General features: G+C 36.6%; 29 protein-coding genes. 16 read left to right on the top strand and 13 right to left on the bottom strand.

The genetic code is table 11. The features are described 5' to 3' along the window. Positions 1-287: 287 nt before the first annotated feature. Together nagA and FRZ67_RS10555 are read right to left on the bottom strand one after the other, a co-directional pair. Positions 288-1,382: an N-acetylglucosamine-6-phosphate deacetylase gene (nagA, locus tag FRZ67_RS10560; protein ID WP_147189519.1), complete on the bottom strand. Its 1,095-nt coding sequence runs from the start codon at positions 1,380-1,382 to the stop codon at positions 288-290. Positions 1,383-1,385: 3 nt separating this feature from the next. Beyond that, on the bottom strand, positions 1,386-2,195 hold the full coding sequence (locus FRZ67_RS10555) for an amidohydrolase (protein ID WP_147189518.1): 810 nt from the start codon (positions 2,193-2,195) through the stop codon (positions 1,386-1,388). Positions 2,196-3,482: 1,287 nt separating this feature from the next. Here FRZ67_RS10555 and FRZ67_RS10550 point away from each other — a divergent pair. The 3 genes from FRZ67_RS10550 to FRZ67_RS10540 all read left to right on the top strand — a co-directional run bounded on the left by FRZ67_RS10550 (position 3,483) and on the right by FRZ67_RS10540 (position 6,033). Beyond that, a complete protein-coding gene (locus tag FRZ67_RS10550; protein ID WP_147189517.1) occupies positions 3,483-4,496 on the top strand; it encodes a sensor histidine kinase in 1,014 nt (337 codons plus the stop codon). An 8-nt stretch (positions 4,497-4,504) separates the two neighbouring features. After that, on the top strand, positions 4,505-5,266 hold the full coding sequence (locus tag FRZ67_RS10545) for a LytR/AlgR family response regulator transcription factor (RefSeq protein ID WP_147189516.1): 762 nt from the start codon (positions 4,505-4,507) through the stop codon (positions 5,264-5,266). A gap of 323 nt (positions 5,267-5,589) precedes the next feature. After that, the gene (locus tag FRZ67_RS10540; RefSeq protein WP_147189515.1) at positions 5,590-6,033 is read left to right on the top strand and encodes a YybH family protein; all 444 of its coding nucleotides are present in this window, start codon (positions 5,590-5,592) and stop codon (positions 6,031-6,033) included. On the opposite strand, the gene FRZ67_RS10535 is transcribed toward FRZ67_RS10540, so the two are convergent. After that, the gene (locus FRZ67_RS10535) at positions 6,008-6,259 is read right to left on the bottom strand and encodes a hypothetical protein (protein ID WP_147189514.1); all 252 of its coding nucleotides are present in this window, start codon (positions 6,257-6,259) and stop codon (positions 6,008-6,010) included. The genes FRZ67_RS10540 and FRZ67_RS10535 overlap by 26 nt on opposite strands. Positions 6,260-6,430: 171 nt before the next feature. Here FRZ67_RS10535 and FRZ67_RS10530 point away from each other — a divergent pair, with 171 nt between their 5' ends. After that, positions 6,431-7,420 (top strand): glycosyltransferase family 9 protein, encoded by a 990-nt coding sequence (locus FRZ67_RS10530; protein WP_147189513.1) that lies wholly within the window; start codon positions 6,431-6,433, stop codon positions 7,418-7,420. Here FRZ67_RS10530 and FRZ67_RS10525 read toward each other — a convergent pair. From FRZ67_RS10525 to FRZ67_RS10505, 5 genes are all read right to left on the bottom strand, one after another. Continuing rightward, positions 7,417-8,442, bottom strand: a complete 1,026-nt coding sequence (locus FRZ67_RS10525) for a glycosyltransferase family 4 protein (RefSeq protein ID WP_225975574.1) — start codon at positions 8,440-8,442, stop codon at positions 7,417-7,419. The genes FRZ67_RS10530 and FRZ67_RS10525 overlap by 4 nt on opposite strands. A gap of 57 nt (positions 8,443-8,499) precedes the next feature. After that, positions 8,500-9,294 carry an FkbM family methyltransferase gene (locus FRZ67_RS10520; protein ID WP_147189511.1) on the bottom strand — a complete coding sequence of 265 codons (795 nt, stop codon included), beginning with the start codon at positions 9,292-9,294 and terminating at the stop codon, positions 8,500-8,502. Between the two features lie 140 nt (positions 9,295-9,434). Next, entirely contained in the window at positions 9,435-10,313 is an 879-nt protein-coding gene (meaB, locus tag FRZ67_RS10515; protein ID WP_147189510.1) for a methylmalonyl Co-A mutase-associated GTPase MeaB, read from the bottom strand. A gap of 164 nt (positions 10,314-10,477) precedes the next feature. After that, complete coding sequence (locus tag FRZ67_RS10510) at positions 10,478-11,503, bottom strand: glycosyltransferase family 9 protein (protein ID WP_147189509.1); 1,026 nt, start codon at positions 11,501-11,503, stop codon at positions 10,478-10,480. Between the two features lie 5 nt (positions 11,504-11,508). Next, entirely contained in the window at positions 11,509-12,381 is an 873-nt protein-coding gene (locus FRZ67_RS10505) for a glycosyltransferase family protein (protein WP_147189508.1), read from the bottom strand. 114 nt (positions 12,382-12,495) lie between these two features. On the opposite strand from FRZ67_RS10505, the gene FRZ67_RS10500 reads away from it, so the two are divergent. The 3 genes from FRZ67_RS10500 to FRZ67_RS10490 all read left to right on the top strand — a co-directional run bounded on the left by FRZ67_RS10500 (position 12,496) and on the right by FRZ67_RS10490 (position 14,744). Continuing rightward, positions 12,496-13,137 (top strand): LON peptidase substrate-binding domain-containing protein, encoded by a 642-nt coding sequence (locus FRZ67_RS10500; protein ID WP_147189507.1) that lies wholly within the window; start codon positions 12,496-12,498, stop codon positions 13,135-13,137. A gap of 106 nt (positions 13,138-13,243) precedes the next feature. After that, positions 13,244-13,894, top strand: coding sequence for a phosphoribosylanthranilate isomerase (locus FRZ67_RS10495; protein WP_147189506.1), 651 nt, complete (start codon positions 13,244-13,246; stop codon positions 13,892-13,894). A gap of 13 nt (positions 13,895-13,907) precedes the next feature. Next, positions 13,908-14,744: a maleylpyruvate isomerase N-terminal domain-containing protein gene (locus FRZ67_RS10490; protein WP_147189505.1), complete on the top strand. Its 837-nt coding sequence runs from the start codon at positions 13,908-13,910 to the stop codon at positions 14,742-14,744. Between the two features lie 104 nt (positions 14,745-14,848). Here the strand turns inward: FRZ67_RS10490 and FRZ67_RS10485 are convergent, their stop codons facing one another. After that, positions 14,849-15,547 (bottom strand): SDR family oxidoreductase, encoded by a 699-nt coding sequence (locus tag FRZ67_RS10485; RefSeq protein WP_147189504.1) that lies wholly within the window; start codon positions 15,545-15,547, stop codon positions 14,849-14,851. Positions 15,548-15,623: 76 nt separating this feature from the next. Between FRZ67_RS10485 and FRZ67_RS10480 the strand changes: the two genes are divergently transcribed. Next, positions 15,624-16,319 carry a YjjG family noncanonical pyrimidine nucleotidase gene (locus FRZ67_RS10480; RefSeq protein ID WP_147189503.1) on the top strand — a complete coding sequence of 232 codons (696 nt, stop codon included), beginning with the start codon at positions 15,624-15,626 and terminating at the stop codon, positions 16,317-16,319. A gap of 105 nt (positions 16,320-16,424) precedes the next feature. Next, positions 16,425-16,964 (top strand): GNAT family N-acetyltransferase, encoded by a 540-nt coding sequence (locus FRZ67_RS10475; RefSeq protein ID WP_147189502.1) that lies wholly within the window; start codon positions 16,425-16,427, stop codon positions 16,962-16,964. Between the two features lie 171 nt (positions 16,965-17,135). Here the strand turns inward: FRZ67_RS10475 and FRZ67_RS10470 are convergent, their stop codons facing one another. Next, complete coding sequence (locus tag FRZ67_RS10470; RefSeq protein ID WP_158638346.1) at positions 17,136-17,513, bottom strand: response regulator; 378 nt, start codon at positions 17,511-17,513, stop codon at positions 17,136-17,138. A 217-nt stretch (positions 17,514-17,730) separates the two neighbouring features. On the opposite strand from FRZ67_RS10470, the gene FRZ67_RS10465 reads away from it, so the two are divergent. Further along, positions 17,731-19,191 carry a sigma-54-dependent transcriptional regulator gene (locus tag FRZ67_RS10465; RefSeq protein WP_147189500.1) on the top strand — a complete coding sequence of 487 codons (1,461 nt, stop codon included), beginning with the start codon at positions 17,731-17,733 and terminating at the stop codon, positions 19,189-19,191. Positions 19,192-19,254: 63 nt separating this feature from the next. On the opposite strand, the gene ygiD is transcribed toward FRZ67_RS10465, so the two are convergent. The 3 genes from ygiD to FRZ67_RS10450 form a co-directional block, all read right to left on the bottom strand. Beyond that, the gene (gene ygiD / locus FRZ67_RS10460; protein WP_225975573.1) at positions 19,255-20,139 is read right to left on the bottom strand and encodes a 4,5-DOPA-extradiol-dioxygenase; all 885 of its coding nucleotides are present in this window, start codon (positions 20,137-20,139) and stop codon (positions 19,255-19,257) included. A 311-nt stretch (positions 20,140-20,450) separates the two neighbouring features. Then, complete coding sequence (locus FRZ67_RS10455; RefSeq protein ID WP_147189499.1) at positions 20,451-21,035, bottom strand: YceI family protein; 585 nt, start codon at positions 21,033-21,035, stop codon at positions 20,451-20,453. Between the two features lie 91 nt (positions 21,036-21,126). After that, positions 21,127-21,708 carry a Crp/Fnr family transcriptional regulator gene (locus tag FRZ67_RS10450; RefSeq protein WP_147189498.1) on the bottom strand — a complete coding sequence of 194 codons (582 nt, stop codon included), beginning with the start codon at positions 21,706-21,708 and terminating at the stop codon, positions 21,127-21,129. A gap of 184 nt (positions 21,709-21,892) precedes the next feature. Between FRZ67_RS10450 and FRZ67_RS10445 the strand changes: the two genes are divergently transcribed. The 6 genes from FRZ67_RS10445 (at position 21,893) to FRZ67_RS10420 (ending at position 26,240) form a co-directional block, all read left to right on the top strand. Further along, complete coding sequence (locus tag FRZ67_RS10445) at positions 21,893-22,273, top strand: ArsR/SmtB family transcription factor (protein WP_147189497.1); 381 nt, start codon at positions 21,893-21,895, stop codon at positions 22,271-22,273. A gap of 18 nt (positions 22,274-22,291) precedes the next feature. Further along, positions 22,292-23,137, top strand: coding sequence for an arsenite methyltransferase (locus tag FRZ67_RS10440; protein ID WP_147189496.1), 846 nt, complete (start codon positions 22,292-22,294; stop codon positions 23,135-23,137). Between the two features lie 9 nt (positions 23,138-23,146). Beyond that, on the top strand, positions 23,147-23,638 hold the full coding sequence (locus FRZ67_RS10435) for a GNAT family N-acetyltransferase (protein ID WP_147189495.1): 492 nt from the start codon (positions 23,147-23,149) through the stop codon (positions 23,636-23,638). A 110-nt stretch (positions 23,639-23,748) separates the two neighbouring features. Next, entirely contained in the window at positions 23,749-24,168 is a 420-nt protein-coding gene (locus tag FRZ67_RS10430; protein ID WP_147189494.1) for an arsenate reductase ArsC, read from the top strand. Between the two features lie 133 nt (positions 24,169-24,301). After that, positions 24,302-25,300 carry a 2-hydroxyacid dehydrogenase gene (locus FRZ67_RS10425; RefSeq protein ID WP_147189493.1) on the top strand — a complete coding sequence of 333 codons (999 nt, stop codon included), beginning with the start codon at positions 24,302-24,304 and terminating at the stop codon, positions 25,298-25,300. Between the two features lie 40 nt (positions 25,301-25,340). Next, complete coding sequence (locus FRZ67_RS10420; RefSeq protein ID WP_147189492.1) at positions 25,341-26,240, top strand: hypothetical protein; 900 nt, start codon at positions 25,341-25,343, stop codon at positions 26,238-26,240. Positions 26,241-26,322 lie beyond the last annotated feature (82 nt).

Genomic DNA, 26,322 nt, shown 5'->3' with positions numbered 1-26,322 from the left:
TTATTGCGTTTGTGCCACTTAATTATCAAATTTCTAATATGAGAATATTTATTTGAGCTATCATTTTGGGAACTGATTTTCCATATACGGGAAAGTAGTAAGGTGTCGCTGATCTTATGTACTGATAATCAACCAGATATTTCAAAATACTTTCTGGCACCGGGTTTGACTATAATAGATAGTCCGTTTTTAGTACCACCCTCTGAAACCTTTGAAACTACCCAAATTAAATTGCAAAAATTATCAAAGCCTCCATTCAATGGAGGTTTTCCTTTTAAAATATTGGTTTAGCTATTGATTAACTTTAGAAACTGAAAATTTTTGTCAACCACAATTATATCAGCTTTTGCCCCCTGTTTTAATACACCTATTTTATTTTGCATACCTAATGCCATTGCCGGATAAAGGCTACACATTCTAATTGCTTCTTCAGTGTCAATACCGCAGTGCTGCGTCAGGTTTTGAAAAGCTTTATACATCGTAAGTGCAGAACCACTAAGAATTCCGTTAGAAGTATATTTATCACCGTCCAATTGATGCTTGTAATAGCCTTGGGATGTTTCTGTAACAGCGTCTGTTATAACAAATAAACGGTTCCCCATTATTTTTTTGGCTATTTGAATAGCTGAGAAGTCAACATGGTGACCATCCGGAACAATACTGCATAGCACTTTGGGATGATTGAAAACAGCGCCAACTAAACCTGGTGCCCTGTGCTGCAACGGGCTCATAGCATTAAATAAGTGTGTAGTAAGATTAAGTCCTTTCTCAAATGCGCCTGTTGCCTGTTCATATGTTGCATTACTATGACCTGCAGAAATAATGATATTATATGATCTGATAAGATCAATCACTTCTTGCGAAACGCATTCTGGCGCCAGGGTAATTATTTTAATTATTCCGTTACCATAGTCAAGTAATTCTTTTGCCTGTGCAATAGTTGGAGAAAATATCCACTCCTCCCGGTGAGCTCCTCTTTTAGCGGGGTTGATCCATGGACCTTCTACGTGCAACCCTATAACACTTTTGCCACCTTGCTGCCAATAACTCTTAAGAGCATCAATACAATGAAAAATTGTATCGTAAGTATTGGTAGCAACAGTAGGTAAACAATAGGCAGCCCCTCCTTCAGCACAGTATTTAACAATACCTGAAATTGTTTCTATATCCGGGTACTCTGAAAGCAGGCGACCAAAAGCTCCATATAACTGGATATCTATAAAGGCTGGCAATAAAATAACATTACCAAGCTCGACGATTTCTTCCTGGGTATTTATTTCAGCTTTAGGCATAATAGTTTCGATAACACCATCCTTTACTAACATTGCATGTTCCTGCAACATTTCTTGGCCCGTAAAAATCAAGGAAGCTTTATAGATCATTTGTTATTCATTAATAATCGTAAAGTTATCAGCATCTTTCCAAAAAGGGAAACGACCTCTTACTTCATCTAATAATTGTTTTTGCAACGTAACAGTAAATATATCTTCTTCATTTGTTTTATGATATAGTATATCTCCAAGTGGAGAAACAACCATACTGTCACCGCTATGGTAAATATTATTGCCATCATTACCAACCCTGTTTACACCCACTACAAAACACTGGTTTTCTATGGCACGTGCCTGCAATAATGTTTTCCACGGATGGCTCCGGCGTTCAGGCCAATTGGCTGTATAAATAAGCAGGTCATATTCAAAAACAGGACTGTTATTATTGCTATGATGAAGCTGCTGCCTTGCCCAGACAGGAAACCTGAGGTCATAACAAACCTGTAGATTTATTCTCCATCCTTTCACAGAAGCAATCAGCCGTTTCGAACCAGGCTTGTAGTGATGATCTTCATTGGCAAATGCAAAAAGATGTCGCTTATCATAGTAACCACATTCACCATTGGGCAACATCCATATAAGACGGTTATAATAATTGTCATATTCTTTTATGATGATACTGCCGGTAAGAATAATTTTTTTCGATAGGGCTATATCACGCATCCATATTACCGTTTCTCCATCCATTGTTTCAGCAAACCGTTCTGGTTGCATAATAAAGCCTGTGCTGAACATTTCAGGCAAAACAACGATTTCTGTTTTAGTATTTATACTATTTATTTTATCTGAAAACATAGACAGGTTTGCCGCCTTATTTTGCCAGTGAAGATTAGTTTGTATAAGAGTTACTGTAAGAGAAGACATTATTTATAGCATTAAGTTTGGTGCAAGCTACATTTTTGCAGAAATATTTTTGGTTTGTATTAAATGATTTTGATCCAACCAGGTGCTTATTCCGTCTTGTTCACTATATCCTGATGCTTCTAAATAATACAAATTTTTGGAGATGAGCTATACTATTTTATGGAATCTTCGTTGCGTCGCACACTTGAGCTTTTTATTAACAGTGTAACTAAATATACCGATGCACATATAGTAGTTGCGCTTACGGATAATTGTTCGCAGATTTTATGAAACAATAAAAAGCGAGGTTATAATATTAAAAAACCAGCCGGCGGGCTGGTTCTGCTTCAAGGATTACATGAAGCAATAAATTAATTGTAATAAAACTTAAAGACTGGAAATAATGCAGGTATATCGCTAAATAAGAAGCGATAATACCACAAGAAATAATTCTTTCTATCTATAATACAAATGAAATAAGAAAAGCAAGTACTACCCCATAAACCAACGCAAAAATTAAGAGGTTTTTTCTGCTAGTGCGACGGCTAATTTTCTTTGAATGCGTTAATCTCAGATTTGCATTCATCGAATTTCTTTGTAATAAGTTGAAATTTAAAGTATCAGAAGTCTGCAGTAAAGTTGGAGATTTCATAAATATTGTTTTTCGGATATTGAATACTTAAAAGTAGGAACTAATTTCAATTATCAAATAAAAAAGCCCATTAAGTACCCTTAAAAGTGGCTTAATCGCCACGTATTTAGTTAAATATCCTAATGTATTGATATGCTATTAGAAAAAAAGAGACGAAAGTAGGTCAATTAAAAATATTTATACAATGCGCATAAAGCATATGTACTCTTTTAAAGAAACTGGAATACATAAGATTATTTTCCATATTACCACTTATCAATCTGACATAGATTTTACAGCAACGGTTTCTCATTTATAAAAACTAAAAAGACATTTGTCTAATAATGCTTATTTTATTATTAGAATAATAACACGTGCATTGTTATAGCGCTGTATGCTGTCTTGATAGTTAGGAAAAATGCCTTTTATAAATTATTAATGTTATTACGAGCAGGCTAAAAGCCTTGCCCGCATAGCTTAATATCATTACAGTAGTTGAAGAGTGCGACGCAACATAAGTATAATAGTAGAAATGAAGATGGGTTCTAAATAAGCTTTTCCGTTCATGTAAAAAGCATTCATTCAACACTAATTAACAATTTATTTTTTGGAAATACGAATAATTTCATAGATCAGAAAATGCAAAGACACCATTATTAATCTTATCACTGCTTCCAATGATAAACGACAAAAGAATAAGAGTTTTTTTTATTCCATTACTTGGCATAGTTATTCCATTGGCATCGGGTTTTTACCACTATAAAACAGCTTCTTTTGAAGAAATTATTATAGCTAACTGTTATTCAGTTTTTATTTCTTTTTGCGTATGGCATGGGGGAAGCTTGATCATTTACAAATATAGGCTGCTATTGCCTTACAACGCTGTTGTAAAAATAGTTACGCTTTGTTTTCTTACGGTTTTGTATGGAGGAATTGTAGCTACAATATTAAGCGGTATATGGCTTTTTTTTACCACAGCTCATCATATAGATTGGCAATTGTTAATGCGAAATACATTGGCCGTATGCATTGCTGTAGTTGTGTTTACATTAATGTATGAAATACTTTTTTTATCAAATGAAAATGAAATAGGACATATAAAAACAAAACAGCTTGATACAGCACTTACAAAAGCTCAATTGACAGTATTGAAAAATGAGCTTGATCCGCATTTCATGTATAATGCATTAAACACGTTATCCTGGTTGGTGCATAAGGATGAAAACAAAGCGGATGATTTCATCAATAAACTTTCCGAAGTCTACAGGTATTTTCTCGTTAATAAAAACAAGGAGCAGGTAACTCTTGCAGAAGAAATTGATTTTATTAAAAACTATTTCGCTCTGCTGCAACTTAGATATGAAAATAAGATTACCCTTGATATAGAACTGCACCATCACAATACAGCTGACATCACCATATTGCCTTGCGCTTTACAATTATTAGTAGAAAATGCTATAAAGCATAATGCATTTACAGCTGCTGATCCTTTATGTATAAAGATCACAGTTGAGAATGAAAGTATCTATGTTGTTAATACAAAAAGGGCTGGTAAAATATCGCATTATTCTACAAAACTGGGCCTAAATAATTTAAGAGAAAGATATCAACTTGTTTGTCAACAACCCGTTACTGTTGAATCTGGCAGGGATTATTTTGTGGTAAGCTTACCTATGTTAAAAAGCGCATAACAACTTATATGCTTAATGCAGTAATCATTGAAGATGAAGGATTAGCCATAGATAAATTAAAAAGCATCCTTACAGAACTGGTGCCTGATATTTTTTTTACAGCCATCATTACTTCTGTAAAAGAAGGTATATCTTATTTTGCAGGGATGCCAAAGCAGGATATTATTTTTTGTGATATTCACTTAACAGATGGCCTTTCATTTGAGATATTCAACAATTTCCAGGTAGATACACCGCTGATCTTTACCACTGCTTATGATGAGTTTATTATGAAGGCATTTGATTATAACAGCATCGATTATTTACTAAAGCCGGTAAATGTGCAGGAAGTTTCCAAGGCAGTTCAGAAATACAAATTGCTGCAACAGCATTTTAACCAAAATGCACAAAAGCTAAATAACCTGCTCAATTATCTTGGAACACCAAAGAAAACCAGGATCATAGTGAAAAAAGGTATGGAACACATTGCAGTAAAACTTGAGGAAATAGTTTTATTCTATACCGAAAATAAAGTAGTGTATCTAATAGACAGACAAAAGACAAAATACATATATGATAAGAATCTAAGCTTATCAGAAAATGAACTTGATCCAAATATTTTTTTCAGGGCAAATAGAAAATATATAGTAAACATCAATTATATTAAATCATTCAGGTCTTATGAAAAAGTAAAATTGATGTTAGAATTTTCTACACCTGATATATCACACCAGGTTATTATAAGTCAGGAAACAGCTCCTGACTTTAAAAAATGGTTGACTGGTACATAGGGTGTCTTTTTCATCTTTATTATTACGTGCTACAGCTACCATATTTCATGCTACAGTTAAATAGCAGCATCATTCGGTTGCCTATCTGTTATCTTAGCAAATAAGGTTTTAAAAATATTTTCTCATGTGCATTATAGCATGTCGGCCGCTATCTCTATAGTGGCCTTTTATGTAAGTAGAATTGCCTTTTCTCCTTTTGCGTTAAAATAGTACTTTCAACAATTATATATTCCCTGCTTGCCGCGCAAGGTATAAATGTACAAGAGTGCGACGCAAGTAAAGTTGATGCCTGTGCCACTGCCCGGTACATAAAAAAAGTATTTATGAAAATTTATCGCTTATTTAAATGCATACCTTTTACAGCTATTTTTATTGTATTTTCTATTGTATCTCTTGCGCAAAGCAGCGATACCACAGCCATCCGCACAGTTATGAATGCACAGGTAAAAGCATGGAACAATGGAGATATTGATGCTTTTATGCAAACGTACTGGAAGAGTGACAGCCTGCTTTTTGTGGGATCGAAAGGCCCGAATTATGGTTGGCAAACAACGCTTGATAATTACAAAAAAAGATACCCGGACACTATTGCAATGGGTAAACTTAATTTTACCATTCTTGAAATAAAATTACTTTCTGCAGAATATGGTTTTGTGTTAGGCAAGTGGCATCTTGCAAGAACGATCGGCGATATAGGCGGGCATTTTACTTTACTCTTTCGTAAGATAAACGGCCAGTGGTTTATTGTTGCTGATCATACGAGTTGATATCTTTTTCCAAAGGCTTCTTCCACAAACGTATATAAAGCCAAAGCATTCCCGCAAAACTCAGGATAAACCAAATGTAAAAAATAACATTGCCCAGGGAAATGCCATCATGTACAAATGCAAAATCAAACATAATACCCAGCGTGGAATTCATGATCATCCAAAAAAGGCCGATGCCTAACGAGAGCGATATGCGTTTTAAAAATTCTCTTACTTCAGGTTCCATAAAAAGTATTACAAGTAAAGTTACAAAAGGTTGTAATGATAATAATGCAAAGCATTTGATTTAGCTGGCTGTATCGCTACTATTATGCTTCGTTGTGTCACTCACTTGTACGTTCAGTACGCCATTGAACTTTAGCGCTACAGTTCCGTTTCATTCAATAGCTTTGCCCACATGCAAAAATTCCTGGTAATACAAACAGCATTTATTGGTGATGTAGTGTTGGCAACAGGCATCATCGAAAAGCTGCACCAGTATTACCCCGATGCTGCCATAGATTTTTTAGTAAGAAAAGGAAATGAAGGATTATTAACTGATCATCCTTTTTTGCATGAAGTACTGATATGGGATAAAAAACAAAGCAAGTATGGCAACTTGCTAAAGCTTCTAAAAAAAATTAAAGCCAATCAATATGATAAGGTTATCAATGTACAACGCTATGCTACCACAGGATTGCTTACTGCATTCTCCAAAGCAAAAGAAACGATAGGCTTTGATAAAAATCCATTGAGCTTTCTTTTTTCAAAAAAAATAAAACATGCTTTCACAGAAGGTACGCATGAGATTGAACGCAACCACGCATTGATCAGTACGTTTACAGATAGTATGGCAGCTAAACCAAAATTATATCCTTCTAAAAATGATTTTGGAAAAGTAAGACAATACAAAGACAAGCCTTACCTGTGCGTTGCACCATCTTCTGTGTGGTTTACCAAACAATATCCAAAAGAAAAATGGATCAGTTTTTTAAACCAGTTGCCACCAAAATATAATATATACCTGTTGGGCGCACCAAGTGATAAATCACTATGCGAAGAGATCAGGAAAATATCGCTGTATCCATTTGTGATCAACCTTGCAGGGCAACTTAACTTTCTACAATCTGCCGCGCTGATGCAGGATGCCGTTATGAATTATGTGAATGACTCAGCGCCCATGCATTTCGCTTCTGCAGTAAATGCTCCGGTCACCGCTGTTTATTGCTCCACTGTTCCCGTTTTTGGCTATGGACCATTAAGTGATAAAAATTTTGTTGTGGAAGTAGAGGAAAAGCTAAACTGCAGGCCATGTGGCTTACATGGTTACAAAGCCTGCCCTAAAGGGCATTTCAAATGTGCGATAGATATAAGAGATGAACAATTGTTATCTGTTGTCGGTTATTAATAAAGACTCCTGTATATTTCTAAGTACTTTTTTGCAGCTTCCTCCCACGTAAATTTTCCAGCTCTTTTTTTTATTATTTCAGAAGGGCTTGTATCTATGTAGTGCTCCATACCTCGCTGAAATGCTTGTTGCATTTCATCCGCATCAAATGATGGAAAATAATAAGCTGCATCTCCACCAACTTCAGGTAAGCTGGTAGCGGTAGAAAGAAATACAGGTTTACCAAAGGCCATTGCCTCTATAACAGGTAAACCAAAACCTTCTGCAATGGATGGAAATGCAAATGCCAAGCAATTTTTTAAGAACCATTCTTTGTCATTTTCTGAAACAGCTCCTGCAAAGATTACCCTGTTACCAACTCCATATTTATTTGCTTCTTCTTTGATCTTTGCGAGATATGCTTCTTCCATTATAGTGCCTGCAATTACAAGCAGCAGATCATTATTACACAATAAGGCCGGTAAAACATGAAAGTTCTTTTTCGTCATTATTGTTCCAATTGTAAAAACGAAAGGTTTATCGGGAATCATTGCCGGCTGCTTTGGATTTGTGTTTAAAGACAGATTGCAACCATTGTAAACGACTTGCACTTCTTTATTTTTTACATCCAGGTTTTCCAGCACTTCTTTTTTTACAAATTCGGAAATAGTACAGATCCTATCGGCATCATTTATTTGTTTCTGAATTTTTGCGAGGTTACTTTTTTTTTTCGCGGTATTGTTCTTGTGCTCGAGCAAAAAGTTAAGATCATGTATGGTAAGCACTTTCTTTATAGAAGATTTTTTAGGCGAATAATTCGAGCCCTGGAAAGTTCCATGCCAGATATCAAAGCCTTTAACAGAAGGGAATACAAATTTGTGCAAACTGCTTTGAGAGATGTAATTATATTTTTCGCCGAATAATTTTCCAACGGAGGACGGCAGGTAAAATGAAATATCTTCTTTTTCTACGTTTATGTTACGTGTTAGTGCAAGCCCAAGTTGTAAACAAAAATAGTACAACCCAGTGTGAGGATATTTCATTCGCTCACAATCAAACAATATATGCTTCTGTTTTTGTCGCATGCTTCAGAAAATTCATCATTGCCTTATTGCCTCAACAGCATAGCAAAAGTCATTTATAGGTTCTGCTGTTAACTGGTAACCTAAAGAGGTAAGATATTTTTTCATTTCCCTGAAGTTATTCTTTTCATCAAGATCATGAATTTCTAAAGCAATAAATTTTGCTCGTTTTATAATTTCAGCATCAGTGTTATAAATAATGTCGTATTCACTTCCTTCACAATCAATTTTTAAAAGATCGATCTCTTCCAGTTTATTTCCTGTAATGATCTCTGTTAAAGTAATAGAAGGAACAGATATTTTTTTAGTATTGTTCTTGTTGAAACCAGAAAAGACAGAAGCTACTACCTGGCTATCGTCTGTGTCTTCCATGTACAATTCAAGTGCTTCTTTGGAATTACCGGTAACTGCACATTGATAAACACTGATGGCGTCTTTTATTTGCGGGTTTTCTGAAATGATCTTATTCAACTTAGCAACATTCACAGGCAGCGGCTCATAAGCATAAATAGTTGCTCCCGGTAATTTGGATAATATCAGCATGTCAAAAAAACCAACATTAGCGCCAATATCAACAATAACAGGTTTTTCAGGAATTTTTTTTAACAGCTCGTCGATGTTGTAAACATCGCTCATAAATATTTCTTTGAACACCAGATAAATACCCGAAGACACATCAAAGGAAATTTTATTAGGACGTGTGGTAAAGTTTAAATTTTTCTCATGGCGTTTTCTTTTGTTGAGAAAATATTCCCATGGATTTTCTACATTCTTTATAAGCTTTAAATATCTTTTGAATCCTGAAATTGCCATACTTTAATTTTCTGTATGATGAACTTATTTTTGCAAAGAAACATTTTATTCATGGCATTACATTGCTGATCTGTATTCAATAGTACAAGTGTGCGACGCAACAGATGCTTAATATTTATGCTGCGGCCGGGTGCAAAATATTATTCAAAATTTTTAATAAATCGGTAAAGGTTAAATTGATCCTCTTGTTGTGAATCTTCTTTTATTTGCTTTACTAAATTTTCTTTACTTACATCTTCCATGCGTTTAGATTGTATAAGCTGGTAAGCTCTCTCTGCCAATAACCTATATTTCTTTTCAGATTTCTTTGAGTTATTAAGTATCGTAATAATCTTTTTATATAATTCATTTACTCCTTCATGCTTTTCTGCAATGGTTTTTATTACAGGAATTTCTTCTTTACTCCTGCTGAAAACCGGCGCCAGCATTGAATGCAGAAATTTTACAAACCTGTCGGCTTCAGGCCTGTCGCATTTATTTACAACAAAAATATCAGCAATTTCCATGATGCCGGATTTCATCGTCTGTATTTCATCTCCACCTTCAGGAACCGTTACAACAATCGTTACATCTGCGAGGCCAGCTATGTCCACTTCGTTTTGGCCAACGCCAACAGTCTCAATAATTATGTAATCAAAGCCCGTTGTTTTTAAATACTCTGTTTCTTCAATGATCATCGGGCTTAATCCGCCCAGTGCTTTTCTTGATGCCATCGAACGAATAAAAACATTTTCATTGTTGTACCATTTACTCATTCGTATCCTGTCGCCTAACAAAGCTCCCATATTAAATGGCGAAGATGGATCAACACAGATTACAGCTATTTTTTTTTCATCGCTGATCATTTCCTGTATCAGTCCATCCACTATTGTGCTCTTACCCGCTCCCGGTGCGCCTGTAATTCCAATTATTGCAGCAGTGTTCTTGCTATTAGCCCGGAGTAATAGTTCTTCAAAACCACTAATGCGGTTTTCAATCAGCGAAACATTTCTGGCTATACTTTTTATATCAAGCTTCATTAATTAATATGGCTGTTTTATGACATCGATACCAGCTAATCTTTTACTTTGGTGTCTGTTATTTTCTTTTTGTCTCAGTGAATGCCGCAAATTTTATGGGTACAAGCTGCGGCATTTCATGGCATCATCGTTGCGTCGCAATCCGTTCATCTGTAATAACACTATTAAACTTCGGCTTTTGTTAGTTGTGTTGCAGCAATTTTGTCCAAAGCATTCTTTATTTGCAATGGTTGTATTTCTGTAATGCAATGGCAACTCATTTTATTATTCTTACAATCCATACAGTCTTTATCTAAAACAAACACCTGCGCCCTAGCGCCCAATGGCGCCCATCTTCCCGGGTGAATAGGCCGCATAGGCGGATAAATGCCCAAAGCATCTTTATTTAGCGCAGCAGCTATATGCAGCGGACCTGTACTATTAGAAACAATCCCATCACATGCATTAATAAAAGAAATGAATTGATCAAGATTCATCATACCGGTAATATCTGTAACAAATTCTCCAGCCGCATCAAAAAGTGGCTGCATTTGTTCCCTTTCTTTCTTTGTACCGGAAATAAAAATATTGAACCTGCTTTTATCCAGCAATTGAATAAGCGCTGCAAAGTTTTTTAATCCCCATTCTCTTGCACTTCCCTGCGAGTGTGGGTGAAGAATAAGATTGTACTTGTCTTTGTTTATAAGTGCACAAAGTCCTTGTTCTAAATCATGTAGCTTTTTCAAACCAAACAATTGCGCAATTTCCTGTAGCGAATAATCATCATTGATACCAAATACTTCCAGCAACTTAATATTTAGTTGCGCCTCGTGTAAATCAGAATTTTTGCGACCAAGCTTTATTAATTTATTGCAGGTGGTCCAATGATAAAGCCTGTTAGTAGTTCCTATGCGTATAGGAATGCGTAATTGCTTGGCGCGTCTGGCAATATTTGTAACAGGGAAAACGTGCAAAATCGCTTGTGGCTTTTCATTGCAAATGGTAATTTTTTTGTACATGAAATCATGTATATCAATAAACTCATCCACAAATTTGCATGCATTTATTACAGGCTTTGTATAAGCCTTACCTATAAAACCAATCTTAATTTTTGGAAAATGTTTTTTTAGAATTGCAGCAACAGGTAATGTTAATACAACATCTCCAATGCTGTCTGTTCTGCTGATAAGTATATTCTCAGGAATTTGCATAGGTTTTATATGATCCTGTAATTTTTAAAATCAAAAGGTCTTAATCCTGTAAGTTTTTCAAAACGGTAAAGCATGGCGTCTTTAAAAGAGAATTTTTTCTCTGAAAGATCTATCTGTATATCCCAATTCTTTTTTTCTATTCTTCCTTTCATCATAGCTGGGTGCGTTCCTGTAAATTTTTGCAATGAATCAAAATCATCAAAATTAAAATAGTCTTCCTGTTGAATATAACTGCGCCATTCATCAGAATCATCATGCCAAAATCTGCTTACATTTTTTTGCTTGCGCATCATTTGTTGGGGACTTTTTACCCATCCATAATGATATATAAACGCGTCTATCAGTTTCACTTTCAGTTTTGTCTTGCCAATTCTAAAGCCTTGCGCATCTTTATAAGCTGATATCTTTTTGTCATTCCTGATGATGCGAACTTCCCTGTGGTACCACCTGCGGCTGTCGCCAACATAATCATACGTTCCATAGAAATGCAGGTATTTGAAAAGTAATCCTTCTACAGACTTATCATCCTTATATTTTTCACAGGCTTCTTTTATCGCAGGTAAATATTTTTCGTGCACCACTTCATCACCCTGAATATAAAAAGCCCAATCGCTTGCCGGATCAATTAACTGAAATGCCTTATTGGTTTCCACAGCAAGCACTACGCCACCTTTTCTCAGCGACATATCCCAGGTTGAATGATGAATCTTTATTTTAGGATCATTTATATTTTTAATCAGTGCTTCTGTTGCATCTTCTGAATCACCGACAAGTACGATCATTTCATCTACAACAGGTAGTACAGATCTTATAGCTTCCGTTATGGGATAGTCGTTTTCAACCGCATTCCTGATGATCGTAAAACCCGATATTTTCATTTCAGTTTTTATGTATTGCGCAAAGAACGGAAAAATTACAGTACCAAATTTTTCGGTTTGGTAAGTAAATGACCAATGCAATTAAAACTTAATTTGCAACTCATTTTTTTAAACATGATCAATTTCATTCCCATTTTTCCGTTGGGTATCGTAGTGTATCCGGGCGAATCGCTTAACCTGCATGTTTTTGAAGAGCGGTACAAGCAACTCATTACTGAGTCATTTAAAGAAAAGAAGCCTTTTGGTATTCCATCCGTTGTAAATAATAATGTAACCGAGATGGGTACCCTGGTAAAAATTACAGAGATCGTGCAGGTGTATGAAGATGGCAAAATGGACATACGTACAGAAGGCATCAGTGTTTTTCGCGTACTGGAAGTAATAAAAAGAGTGCCCGATAAATTATATAGCGGTGCTATAGTAGATTATCCGCCCAATGAGACACAGTTAAAAGTTGCGATGATGCAGCAAGTTATTAATGGTATCCGGGAACTGCATCGTGTGCTAAAAGTAAGTAAAGAAATAAAGAAGCCTGATGAACAATTAACCAGTTATGATATTGCACATCATGCGGGCCTTACACTCGAGGAAGAATATGAATTACTTGGTTTGTTAAGAGAAGACCAGCGAATTGAATACCTGAAACGTCATCTCAATAAAATTCTTCCCATGATCAATGGCATCGAAAACCTGAAAGAAAAAATTCAGCTCAATGGCCATTTCAGGGAGTTAAAAGGTTTCAATTTCGATTTCTGATACAAGCTTTCGGTTTCTATGGCATCAATTGTTGTGTCACTCACTTGTACGTTCCTTTTCTATGGCAACTAAAAAAAAATCTTTTAAAAATAGATACATAATTCGTATGCTTCCTAAAATAAAAATATGTTGTATCAGTTCTGTTGATGAAGGTAAAATCGCTATCAGTTACGGCGCTTCAGCACTGGGCCTTGTAGGTTATATGCCCAGTGGCCCGGGTGTAATTACCGATGAAATGATTGCCTCTATCGCTAAAACGGTTCCTCCACCTGTTGCAACATTTCTATTAACAAGCGAAACTAGAGCAGAGGACATTATTGCACACCAGCAAAAAGTTCATACCAACACAATACAAATAGTAGATGCATTACCAGAACGTAGTTATGCATATATTAAAAAACAATTGCCTTTTGTAAAACTGGTACAGGTAATTCATGTAATTGATGATGCATCCGTAGATGAAGCGCTGGAGCTTTCAGAAGAGGTAGATGCATTATTATTGGATAGCGGTAACCCTAATCTTGCCATAAAAGAATTGGGCGGTACCGGTCGTGTACACAACTGGCAACTTAGCAGGAGGATTGTTGAACGAAGCAAAGTGCCTGTGTTTTTAGCAGGCGGTTTAAGAGCAGATAATGTACAACAGGCTATCGATGCAGTTCAACCTTATGGCCTTGACCTTTGCAGCGGCGTAAGAACCAATGGTATGCTGGATAAACAAAAACTTGATATGTTTTTTAAAGCAGTGGGATATTGATCAAAAATAATCTATGGACAAAGAAGTACCTATACAAACCCAGCATTTATTTCCTGTTCTTGATAATAAACTAATGGAGTTGCTGCATTCACTTACTCCTGAAGAATGGCAGGCCCAAACAGTTGCAAAGCTTTGGAAAGTAAAAGATGTAGCCGCACATTTATTGGATGGAAACATAAGGGCATTATCTATACAGCAAGAAAAATATTTTGGAGAAATACCACCTGCTATCACATCTTACAACGATCTGGTAAGCTGGCTTAATCAACTGAATGCAGATTGGGTAAAAGCTGCTAAACGCATTAGCCCCTCTGTAATGATATTATTGCATGAGGCTACCGGCAAACAAACCTGCGAATATTTTGCTTCTGTGGATCCATTTGAGAAAGCCATATTTGCCGTATCATGGGCTGGTGAAGATGAAAGCCTGAACTGGATGCACATAGCAAGAGAATACACAGAGAAATGGTTGCACCAGCAACAGATCCGCGATGCAGTAAACAAACAAGGCATCATGACAAAAGAATTATTCTATCCATTTATTGATACGTTTATGTATGCCTTGCCATATACTTATAAAAATGTAGTTGCGGAAGAAGGAACAGTGATACAGGTAAATATCAATACCGAAATTGGAGGTATATGGTATCTTATAAAAGATGCGGCAGGATGGAGGCTTTCAAAATCTGTCAATCATGAAATTATTGCTGCAATTACTATCGACCCTGACACTGCATGGAAATTATTTTCAAAAAGTTTAAGAGCAGAAGACGTAATGAAAAATATAGCAATAGCAGGAGATGAAAAGCTGGCCGTAGTTACATTGGAAATGATTTCAGTGATGGCTTAGTGATTGGCTCAATAGAGAACAAACCGTACAAGAGTGCGACGCAAGAAAAGTATTATAGCACCACTACAGTTTGGTTCAAAAATATTCTTCTTTAAATTTCACATTTACAAATCTCCCAATTGTGGTCTCATAATAATTTCTTCAACGCATGCCTGCGAGGATAATTGCGAAACAGCGTAGATCATCTTTGCCACATCATCCGCTTCCATCATGCGTTTGGGATCAATACCGCTACTGCTCCACGAATCTGTATATGCTGCGCCGGGGATTACTGCCGTAACTTTTATATTATGAGGTTTCATTTCTTCACGCAGATTTTTGCTAAAACCAAGCAACGCAAATTTGCTAATGCTGTAAGCACCGCCATTATGATATGCCTGCACAGATGCAATAGAACAGATATTAAAAATATGACCGCTCTTTTTTTCCATCATTTTTGGCAGTAACAACCGCGTAAGATGGTAAGCGCTGTAAAGATTTACTTCTATCATTTTCTCCAGCGCATCTTCAGGCTCGTTGTAGACACTGCCCGGTATAAATTGTCCTGCATTATTTATTATAATATCCGGAACACCAAACTGTAAACACCAATCACCAAATTCAACCACCTGTTCTTTAATGCTCATGTCAACTGGCTTTGCATGAACAGTACATTTCGGGTATTGTGTTTGCAATGCTGCAATGGTTGCATAAAGATCATGTGCATTACGGGAACACAATAATAAAATATGCCCCGCGGCTGCAAACTGCGCTGCCATTGCTTTTCCAAAACCTTTCGATGCACCGGTAATAATAACATTCATCAGGAAGATGTTTTTAATAACAGGCAAGTTAACGTCAAAATAATAATTTCAAACAGCCTAAATTGTAAATTGCGCCATGAAATATCGCCATCTCTTTTTTGATCTTGATCATACACTCTGGGATTTTGAAGCTAATGCAAAAGAATCGATACAGGAAGTATATGAACTGAATGCTTTACACGCAAGAGGCATTACAGACTTCGAAGCTTTTTTTAAAAGTTACAGTCGCCATAACGAGAGGCTTTGGGACCGCTATACAAAAGGTTTTATAAAACAGGAAGAACTGCGCTGGAAAAGAATGTGGTTTGCATTGCTCGATTTTAAAATCGGTGATGAGGCTTTATCAAAACGCATGTCAGTTGAATTTTTAGAAAGGCTGCCACTAAAGAAAAATCTTTTTCCCTACACTATTGAGATACTGGAATATTTAACCAACAAAGGTTACGTGCTGCATCTTGTAACGAATGGCTTCGAAAGTATTCAGTACAGCAAACTGGATAACAGTAATATGCGCAATTATTTTGTGGAAGTTATCACTTCAGAAGCCTCCAATAGTTTAAAACCCAACAAAGAAATTTTTGAATATGCATTAAGCAAAAGCGGCGCTGCTATTGAAGAAAGCATCATGATCGGCGATAATCTTGATGCCGATATAAAGGGTGGTATGGATGCAGGGCTCGATACTGTGTTTGTAAATCATTTAAAAATAGTACCGCATATTAAGCCAACTTATATGATCTATCATTTAAAAGAACTGGAAGATATTTTTTAATTTTTTGTACCGGGCTACTGAATATGCATTGAGCTTTTCTTGCGTCGCACACTTGTACTTTCTGTACCTGGATAAAAATGATTTTACAATAATAAAAATTATTGAATGCTGCTTACAGAAAAAGATTATCATCTGGTTACTGCAAAAGTAAATTTCCTGGAGATGCACAAACAGCCAGAGGCCCGCCCTGTGGTTCCGGAAGGTGTTTCTTTTCTGTTACTTCAAAAACCTGTTGACACAGAATTATACAGGCATTATTACCGCAATGTTGGGTTTACTTATAACTGGCTTGACAGGCTTGCAATAACAGGTGATGAACTACATAAAAAGATCAATGCAGAAAATGTTTTGATCTATGCTTTAAAAGTCAATAATGCAGATGCAGGTTATGCAGAGTTTGCTTTGGAAAATGAATATACTGAAATCGTGTATTTTGGGTTATTCCCTGAATTTGTGGGGCGAGGATTGGGAAAATCCTTTTTGAAATGGGTAATCTTTAAAGCGTGGTCGTTTGGTGCAAAATGGATCCAGTTAAATACGTGCTCGCTGGATCATCCGAATGCTTTGCCCCTTTATCAAGCGCAGGGATTTGAAATAGTACAAACAACAGAAGAAATAAGAAAGGTATTTAATACAAAAATCTGACGGGAAGAAGGACAATTTTAAATTAAGCCACTTAAACCAGAGACAAAAGTTGCCAAAAATGCTTCAGCTGAAGCGCTTGCGACGCAACGATGATGCTATAAAAAACCATCGCTGGTATCAATATAAAGAAAAAGGGCAAATTATTCTACATATTGGGGAATATACTACCGGTTATTTTAATTTTTCAACTACGTTATAGATTATTTCCATGTTAAATGGCTTTGAAATAAAATAATCTGCGCCATGCTCGTAAGCCATCTTCCTGTCAGAAGAAGAGTCAACCGCTGTAATGATCACAACCTTTGTTGAGGGATAATATTTTTTTATATGATCAATAAATTCAACACCTAAACCATCTGGTAAATGATTGTCTAAAAATATAATAGACGGTGTTTCTTTTCTTAGCATTATTTGCGCATCAGATAAAGTATTAACGTATGTTGACCAGACGCTTTTCTTTTTTAAAATGCCTTCTAACAAATAGCAAATATCTATTTCGTCATCAACAATCAATGCTTTTGAAATTTTTTTCCTCACACTCGTTTCCAATTGCTTCAATTTTTAAAAGTGAATTGAATATCATTAACAAATAAAAAAATGTGCCACGATTTATTCTTGAAATCATAATCGATTTTTTAACAAATATTCCCGGACTTCAGTTTTTAAAATTGTAACTTCAATACCATATGGAAATTTGGCACGAATTTGTAGATTATAAGAATGTACTGAAACTATTTTTAAATTCTTAAAGTGGCTGCATACTCTCATGAAAAAAAGAATACTAATTATTGACGATGATACTGATATCTGCCTCTTGCTTAGTAAATTCCTGATGCGTAAAGGCTATGATACTGACACAGCTTACAGTGGTGCAAAAGGTATTGCAATGTTTGCGCAAGAAAATTACGATGCTGTATTATGCGATTACAGGCTCGGAGATAAGGATGGTAAAGATGTTCTGGCTGCATTAAAAGAAAAAGATGCAAAAGCAATTGTGATCGTTATTACAGGCTATTCAGATATTAAGACGGCCGTAGAAATAATTAAAGCCGGGGCTTATGATTATATTACCAAGCCTCTTATTCCTGATGAGGTAGTAAATGTATTATCAGCTGCTTTTAATCAGTCAGAAAAAGGCAGCATTACAATGCCGGCCTCTTCATCAGTAAAAACACCTGCCAGAAAAGCCAGCACTACCAGTGTAGATTTTATGATTGGCAATGCTACTTCAACAAAAGAATTATACAGGCAAATAGAAATTGTTGCTCCTACAGCATATAGTATTATTTTATATGGTGAAAGTGGGACAGGTAAAGAAGTAGTAGCACGAACCATTCATGATTATAGTGACAGGAGGGACAAGCCATTTGTTGCAGTTGATTGCGGAACACTTTCAAAAGAATTAAGCGGTAGTGAATTATTCGGCCATGTAAAAGGCGCTTTCACCGGTGCGTTGAATGATAAGGAAGGACATTTTGAAACAGCGAACGGGGGCACTTTATTTCTTGATGAGGTAGCCAATCTTTCTCCTGATATACAAGCTTCTTTATTGCGCGTGATACAGGAGAGAAAATTCAAACGTGTAGGTGGCAACAAAGAAATGGATATAGACATCCGCATTTTAGTTGCCTCGAACGAAAACCTTCAGGATGCTTACAGGAAAGGTAAATTCAGGGAAGACCTTTATCATCGTTTCAATGAATTCTCTATCAACCTTCCACCATTACGTAACAGGAAGGATGATATTATTTCATTCGCTAATTTTTTCCTTGCAAAAACAAATACCGAACTAAATAAGGAAGTAACAGGTTTTGACGATAAAGTCATTAATATGTTTCTGAGTTATAACTGGCCGGGCAATTTGCGAGAGTTCAGAAATGTGGTAAGACGTTCTGTACTGCTAACGCCCGGCGGTACCACTATTAAAGCTGATACATTGCCCTGGGAAATAACAGGCAGCTCGCAGGAACTTGGCTCAGTTATCAATGAAAGTAGTTACCTGCAAAACGGAGTGGTACATAACAATGGCGCTCCCGCTATGCATACGGAAAATAAGGACCTTGATCTTAAGAGTACTGCGGTTAGAGCAGAATATGAAACCATCATGAACCTGTTAAAACAGGTAAATTACAACAAGAAGAAAGCAGCAGAGATATTAAACATAGACCGCAAAACATTATACAATAAAATAAGAAATTACGAACAGCTTACTGAAAAACTCAATTAGTAATTTTCATCCCTTTGCTTAAACTAAAATCTGTTCAATACTGAATAGATTTTTTTATGCGGTTCAGTTGCCGATTTTTACAGAGGTCATGGTTAATGAACCTGCAACAGCTTTATCATTAAAGAACGAAACTTTATCATTACTGCCCTGCAAGGCGAGTGTATATAAAAGTGGTAAATAATGCTCAGGTGTTGGAATAGCAAGCATCGCTTCTTTTCCTAGGTTTTCATACTTTATCAGTTTATCATGTGTGCCTGATGTGATCAATTCTTTGAAAATATCATTCATTTTCAAGGCCCAATCAAATCCGTAACCAGGTGTATTTATTTTGTCCCATGAAACCAGGCGAAGATTATGCACCATATTTCCGCTGCCAATAATCAACACACCTTTTTTACGCAGTGCATAAATTTCTTTTGCAAGATCATAATGATATTGCGGCGGCTTTGTATAATCAATGCTTAATTGCAATACAGGGATCGTTGCTTCAGGATACATGCGGCGCACAACGGTCCATGTGCCATGATCTAATCCCCAGTCATGTGCAAGCCCAACATCTGTTGTATGTATTAAAGCTGCTGTATCCTTTGCCAGTTGCGGATTGCCGGGTGCAGGATATTGCACATCAAACAATGCCTGCGGAAAACCGCCAAAGTCATGAATGGTTTCAGGAAAATCCATCGCAGTTATATGCGTACCGCGTGTGAACCAATGCGCCGATACAACAAATACAGCTTTAGGCACAGGAATTTCTTTTGCCATCTGTGTCCATCTCTGCGAGAACTCATTGTCTTCAATGCCATTCATCGGCGATCCGTGGCCAATAAATAATACCGGCATCAATTGTTCCTGTTCATCAAGACTGTCTGTAAAATTTTTAAATGCTGATAATGTTGACATACCTGTTACTCCTGTTATTGCTAATTTCAAAAATTGTTTTCTCTTCACAAAGCATATTGGTTAATGTAAACAAATATTTTGGTTACCGGCTGTAGTTTTTATGTCATCACCTGTTGTGTCACTCACTTGTACGTTCGGAACAATGATGAAAAGGATCACGCGTTTATGTGTTTCAAAAGTTTACTGGTTGTTGTACTACAATAAACCTGTAAGCTTGTAAAACGTGTAAACTGTTGAAACTTCATGTTAAGTACAAGAGTGCGACGCAACGATGCTTCATTAAAATGCAAAAGCCGGGTACATAACTCATTTCCTTTTCTTCAAATGCAGTGTACCCGGCTAAATATTTCCCGTGCAAATTATTTCGCCTGTGCAAATTCAAGTCTCATTTCTATTGTTACATCTTTGCCTACCACTGCGCCACCGGCTTCTGTTAAACTGTTCCATTTAAGATTATAATTGAAACGATCTATTGTTGTGGTGGCTTTAAAACCAGCCTTTATATTTCCGTATGGGTCCTTCATAGAGCCACCATAAGAAACATCAAATGTTACCGGCCTTGTTACATTCCTTATTGTAAGATTTCCTTTCAACTGGTATTTGTTACCCGAAACTTTTTTGAAAGATGTGCTTTTGAAAGTCATATTTGGATACTGCGCTGCATTAAAGAAATCATCGCTTTTCAGGTGATTGTCACGCATTTCATTGTCTGTGCTAATGCTGTTTATGTCAACAGCAAAATCTACTGCAGCATCTGTAAAATCTGTATTTGGTGTAGATATAGAGCCATTGAATTTTTTAAATGTCCCTTCCACTTCTGAGATCACAAGGTGTGTAACATTAAATTTTACACTCGAGTGCACATTGTCTACATTCCATCTTGTTTGTGCAAATAAAGCTGTACTAAGAAAAGTAATTGATGCCGCTAATAATGACTTTTTCATGATTAAATTTTGTAACGCAAAGCTACACTTGCATCCAGCCAGCCTCCATTGAGGTATAATAAGAAATGGCATTGATGTAGATCAAGAGAATTTACTTTGCCGTACTTATTTGTTTACGGATACGGCTCAAAGTTTCGGGAGTGATGCCAAGATACGAAGCGATCATATGTTGCGGCACGCGTTGTATAATAGTGGGGTAAGCATTTACCATTTTTGTGTATTTCTCCTCGGCAGAAAGACTGAGAGAAGCCGACAGCCTGCGATGCAGGGCAATCATATTATTTTGTAACAGCAGGCGAAAATATTTTTCCATAGGTGGCACTTTGCTTAGCATTTCTTCAAAAGAAGTATGTGTAATAACTAACAATTCCGAGTCTTCAATTGCATCTATATTATATAGTGAAGGTTCTCCTGTAAGTAAACTGTATTGATCACTTATCCACCCTGCTTCCAGCGCAAACTGTACCACATGTTCATTTCCTTTTTCATCAATAGTGTAAGAATGCAATGCACCTTTTTCTACAAAGGCGGTGTATTTGCATACATCACCTTCCTGTAACAGGTATTGTTTTCTACGAATTTTCCTGGCAATAAAGAAAGGTTTTATAACCTCCAGATCTTCTTTAGTAAGTTGTATTTTTTGATTGATGGTATGAAAAAGTTTTTCAAACATACTGCAAAGGTTACATAAAGTTTGATATAATAATTCAATCACTGTATGTAAAGTGTTTTACAATTATCTATAAAAATTATTTTGATCGTATTGCTTTAATCGTATATTTGCGATATAAGATTTATAAATAAGGCAGTCAGCTTTTTTTATTGAGTTTACTCATCGTATAAATACGATCACTAATATGGCAGTTCACAAAAAAGAAGAATTCGGAAAAAAGGAACAGGACCTGGCCAACTTTGCAAAAGCAATAGCCCATCCTGCACGCATCGCCATTTTGAAAGTGCTTGCCCAAAAAAATGAATGTATCTGCGGCGAGATCGTTGAAGTGCTTCCGCTTGCCCAATCAACAGTATCACAGCATCTGAAAGCATTGCTGCAAGCAGGTCTTATAGATGGCACAGTTGATGGCCCCCGCAGTTGTTATTGTATAAACTGGAAAGTATTCTCTAAATTCTGCGATCAGTTCACCAACTCATTCTCCAAATTAATTGAACTAAGAAAAGATACCTACAAAGGTTATCCCGATAGTGCATGTAAAGATCCAAAGAACAAATGTTGCTAATATTTAAAAATAAATTTTATGTCTAACGAAAAAGAACTTAAAGCACTCGTAAAAGAAAAATATGGTGAGATTGCTGAGCAATCAAAAACACAGAATGAAGGCTCCTGCTGTGGATCAGGGTGCTGCAGTGATGAGATGTATAACATCATGAATGATGATTATACAAATCTTAAAGGGTATAATCCTGATGCAGATCTCGGTCTTGGCTGTGGTTTGCCGACAGCTTTTGCAAAGATGAAAGAAGGCGATACGGTAATTGACCTTGGCAGCGGCGCAGGCAATGATGCGTTTATAGCAAGAGCGGTGGTCGGCGAAAACGGAAAAGTGATCGGTATTGATTTTACTGAAAAAATGATTGAAAAAGCCAGGGCTAATGCTGAGAAACTCGGCTACAATAATATTGAATTCCGCCAGGGAGATATTGAACAAATGCCTGTGTCTGCAAATGTTGCAGATGTTATTGTAAGCAATTGCGTGCTCAATCTTGTTCCTAACAAAAGCAATGTATTCAAAGAAATTTATCGTGTGCTAAAACCTGGCGCTCACTTCAGTATTTCGGATATTGTACTCGAAGGTCAATTACCTGATAAATTAAAAAAGGCCGCCGAAATGTATGCAGGCTGCGTATCCGGCGCTATTCAAAAAAATACGTATCTCGAACTTATAACGCTTGCAGGCTTTAAAAATATTACTGTACAAAAGGAAAAATCTATTCTGTTGCCCGATGATATTCTTGCAAACTATTTTTCCAAAGAAGAAATAGCCTCTTTTAAAAATAGCAGTGTAGGTATATACAGTATCACTGTTTATGCAGAAAAGCCTACTGAAACCAAATCATGTTGCGGTCCCGATTGTTGTAACTAAAATTTTGTTATGCAGATAATACCAATGCTTCCTGAACATTGGAGTGTCGTAAAAAAAATTTATGAAGAGGGCATTGCTACCGGCAATGCCACTTTTCAAACTACTCCGCCTTCCTGGGAAGAATGGGACAAAGATCATTTAACCACTGCAAGATTCCTCGCCCTTGATAACCATGAAATAACTGGATGGGCTGCGCTTACCCCGGTCTCAGGCCGGTGCGTATACGCAGGTGTTGCAGAAGTAAGCGTATATGTAGCTGCTGCTGCACGTGGTAAAGGTGTTGGAAAAATTTTATTGCAGGCATTGATAAAGGCAGCCGAAGAAAATGGTTTGTGGACATTACAGGCCGGCATTTTTCCAGAGAATATTGCCAGTATCAAACTTCATGAAAGTAATGGATTTCGTATTATCGGTACAAGAGAAAAGATTGGTAAAATGCATGGGCTGTGGAGAGATACAGTCTTACTTGAAAGAAGAAGTAAGATGGTTGGTAACAATTGATTTTTGAACCCGGCTATATTGCATGTAGCATCAACTGTTGCGTCGCACACTTGTACTTTTAAAATTAGTTGAGCAAATAAAATTCAACATATTAGAACAGTTTAGGCATCATGAAAAAGAAATTACTTTTTGTTTGTATAGAGAACAGCAACCGTTCTCAAATGAGCCAGGCATTTGCAACAATCTATGGAGGCAATGCTGTAGAAGCTTACAGTGCAGGATCAAAACCATCTGGTGTTGTAAATTCAAAAGCTATTGCAGCAATGAAAGAACTGGGTTATGATCTTAATAAACATGATTCAAAATCTTTAAAGGAAGTAGAAAAGTATGCGCCATTTGATGTAGTTGTAACAATGGGTTGTGGCGATGCATGCCCCTGGATGCCTGCAAAACAATTTATTGACTGGCAGATACCAGACCCCAAACACATGGAGCCTGCTGAATTTAATATAGTGAGAGATTTTATTGCAGGTAAGGTTAAAGATCTGCTGGCAATATTGAACATACCTGTGCAAACAATAACTACATAAGCATTTGCTGAATAATGAGCAAAGCGTAAAAGTGAGTGACACAACCAAAGCTTCATAGTAGTATTACTCCCTGTACCAAAAGTTTATGTAATAATGCAAAATATTACTGCTGCTTACGCAATAAATTTGCGTTATGAAGATCACTTTCTTTTCTACACAACCATACGATAAAGAATTCTTTAACCGGTATAATGACAGTTTTGGTTTTCAACTTGATTTTTTTGAAATAGAGTTAAACGCACAGACCGTTCACCTGGTAGATAAATCAGATGCTGTTTGTGTTTTTGTTAATGATATTGTGAGCGAAACTGTAATTGCGCAACTGTCTATAAAAAATGTAAAGGTTATTGCACTGAGATGTGCTGGGTTTAATAATGTTGATCTTGCGGCAGCAAAACAACACAATATAAATATTTGCCGGGTTCCTGCTTATTCTCCGCAGGCAGTGGCAGAGCATGCTGTGGCATTGATACTTACACTCAACCGTAAAACACACAAAGCATATAATCGCGTACGTGAACAGAATTTTTCTTTAAATGGGCTGCTGGGTTTTGATCTTTATGGTAAAACAGTAGGCGTGATTGGTACCGGTAACATTGGTAAGGCTTTTTGCCGTATTATGCAGGGATTTGGTTGTAAAGTTTTGGCATTTGATATTATTGCCAATAAAGAACTGGAAGCGTCTGGGGTGCAGTTTGTGCCGCTGATAGAATTGCTTCAGCAATCAGATATTGTTTCTTTGCATTGCCCGCTGAATGAGCAAACAAAACATATCATCAGCAGCGATACGATACAAATGATGAAACCTGGTGTAATGCTTATCAATACCAGCAGAGGGGCATTGATAGATACCACTGCTGTTATAACTGCGTTAAAGTCAGGTCAGATCGCGTATCTGGGAATTGATGTTTATGAACAGGAAGAGCATATTTTCTTTCGCGATCTTTCTGCCACAGTTATTGAAGATGACACTATACAAAGGCTCATGAGCTTTTCCAATGTATTGGTTACAGCACACCAGGCATTCTTTACAAAAGAAGCACTTACGCAAATTACTTTAACTACGCTGCGCAATGTGGATGAGCTGCTCAAAACAAACAATTTATCCGCCAGATCTGCGTTATTGGTGTAGGAATGATTTTTGCAAAAAATGCTTCTCATATTTCACACTTATGAAAAGAAACACGCTGGTAATTTTTGCCCTGCTTTGCACGGTTTTTTTTGTTTTTAGTTGTAGTAAAGAACTAAGCCTGGAAAACAGTGTATCTACTATTGTTGCAGAAGGCAGTTTATGGGATACAGCAGGCAATTGTTTGCCTGACAGTGTACACGGTACTTTTTATAATGGTGTACAACCGGGTGGTGATACTGCGTATGTTGAAATAACAGTAGATGTTGCAGTGGCAGGTGTTTATAAGATCTCGTCAGATCTTCAGAATGGTTTCATGTTTTCCGATTCAGGATATTTTGCTACCGCAGGCACCAATACTGTTCAATTAAAACCTATTGGAACACCTGTGCTTATTAAGCCTACTGTATTTATTGTTTCTTTTGATTCAACAATTTGCAACTTCATTGTTAATGTTCAGGATAGTACAGGATTAGGTCTGGGTGGAACAGACACTACGAGTGTGCCGCCGGTAGATTCTACTAATCTTTCAGACACAGCATGGAAATTCAGTGAAGGCCTCAACGCATATCATGGATCAATTGATACAGCCTTTGTAATAGATACGTTGGGATTAAAATATCTTACGCTCGTAGGAAACACGCCGTCTGGTGATACTGCATTTTTAACAGGCATACTTCTTTTAACAGGAAACATCACGCCGGGCACTTATTCAACTGCTTCTGTAGCGGGTGTTTATTTAACAACACTTAATGGTACTACACCTGTTACTATTTACCAGGCAGATGCTACCACAGCATCTTCAGGCTCTGTTACTATAACTATTACTTCATACGACAGCAGTACAGGCGTAGTGCAGGGCACTTTCAGCGGCACGGCTGTTAATAGTTCAGGTGGTCCTGTGATAATCAATAACGGTTCATTTAAAGCCAGGGTTACATAAAAATATTTTTAATAAAAGTAAAAGCAGGTTTTTACGAACCTGCTTTTTTGTGCTTTTATTTTATGAGCCCGGTTTCTGATAC

This window comes from Panacibacter ginsenosidivorans (genome assembly GCF_007971225.1).
Lineage (GTDB): Bacteria > Bacteroidota > Bacteroidia > Chitinophagales > Chitinophagaceae > Panacibacter > Panacibacter ginsenosidivorans.
The sequence above is the reverse complement of the archived record's forward strand: the minus strand, read 5'-3'. Positions and strand labels throughout refer to the sequence as shown.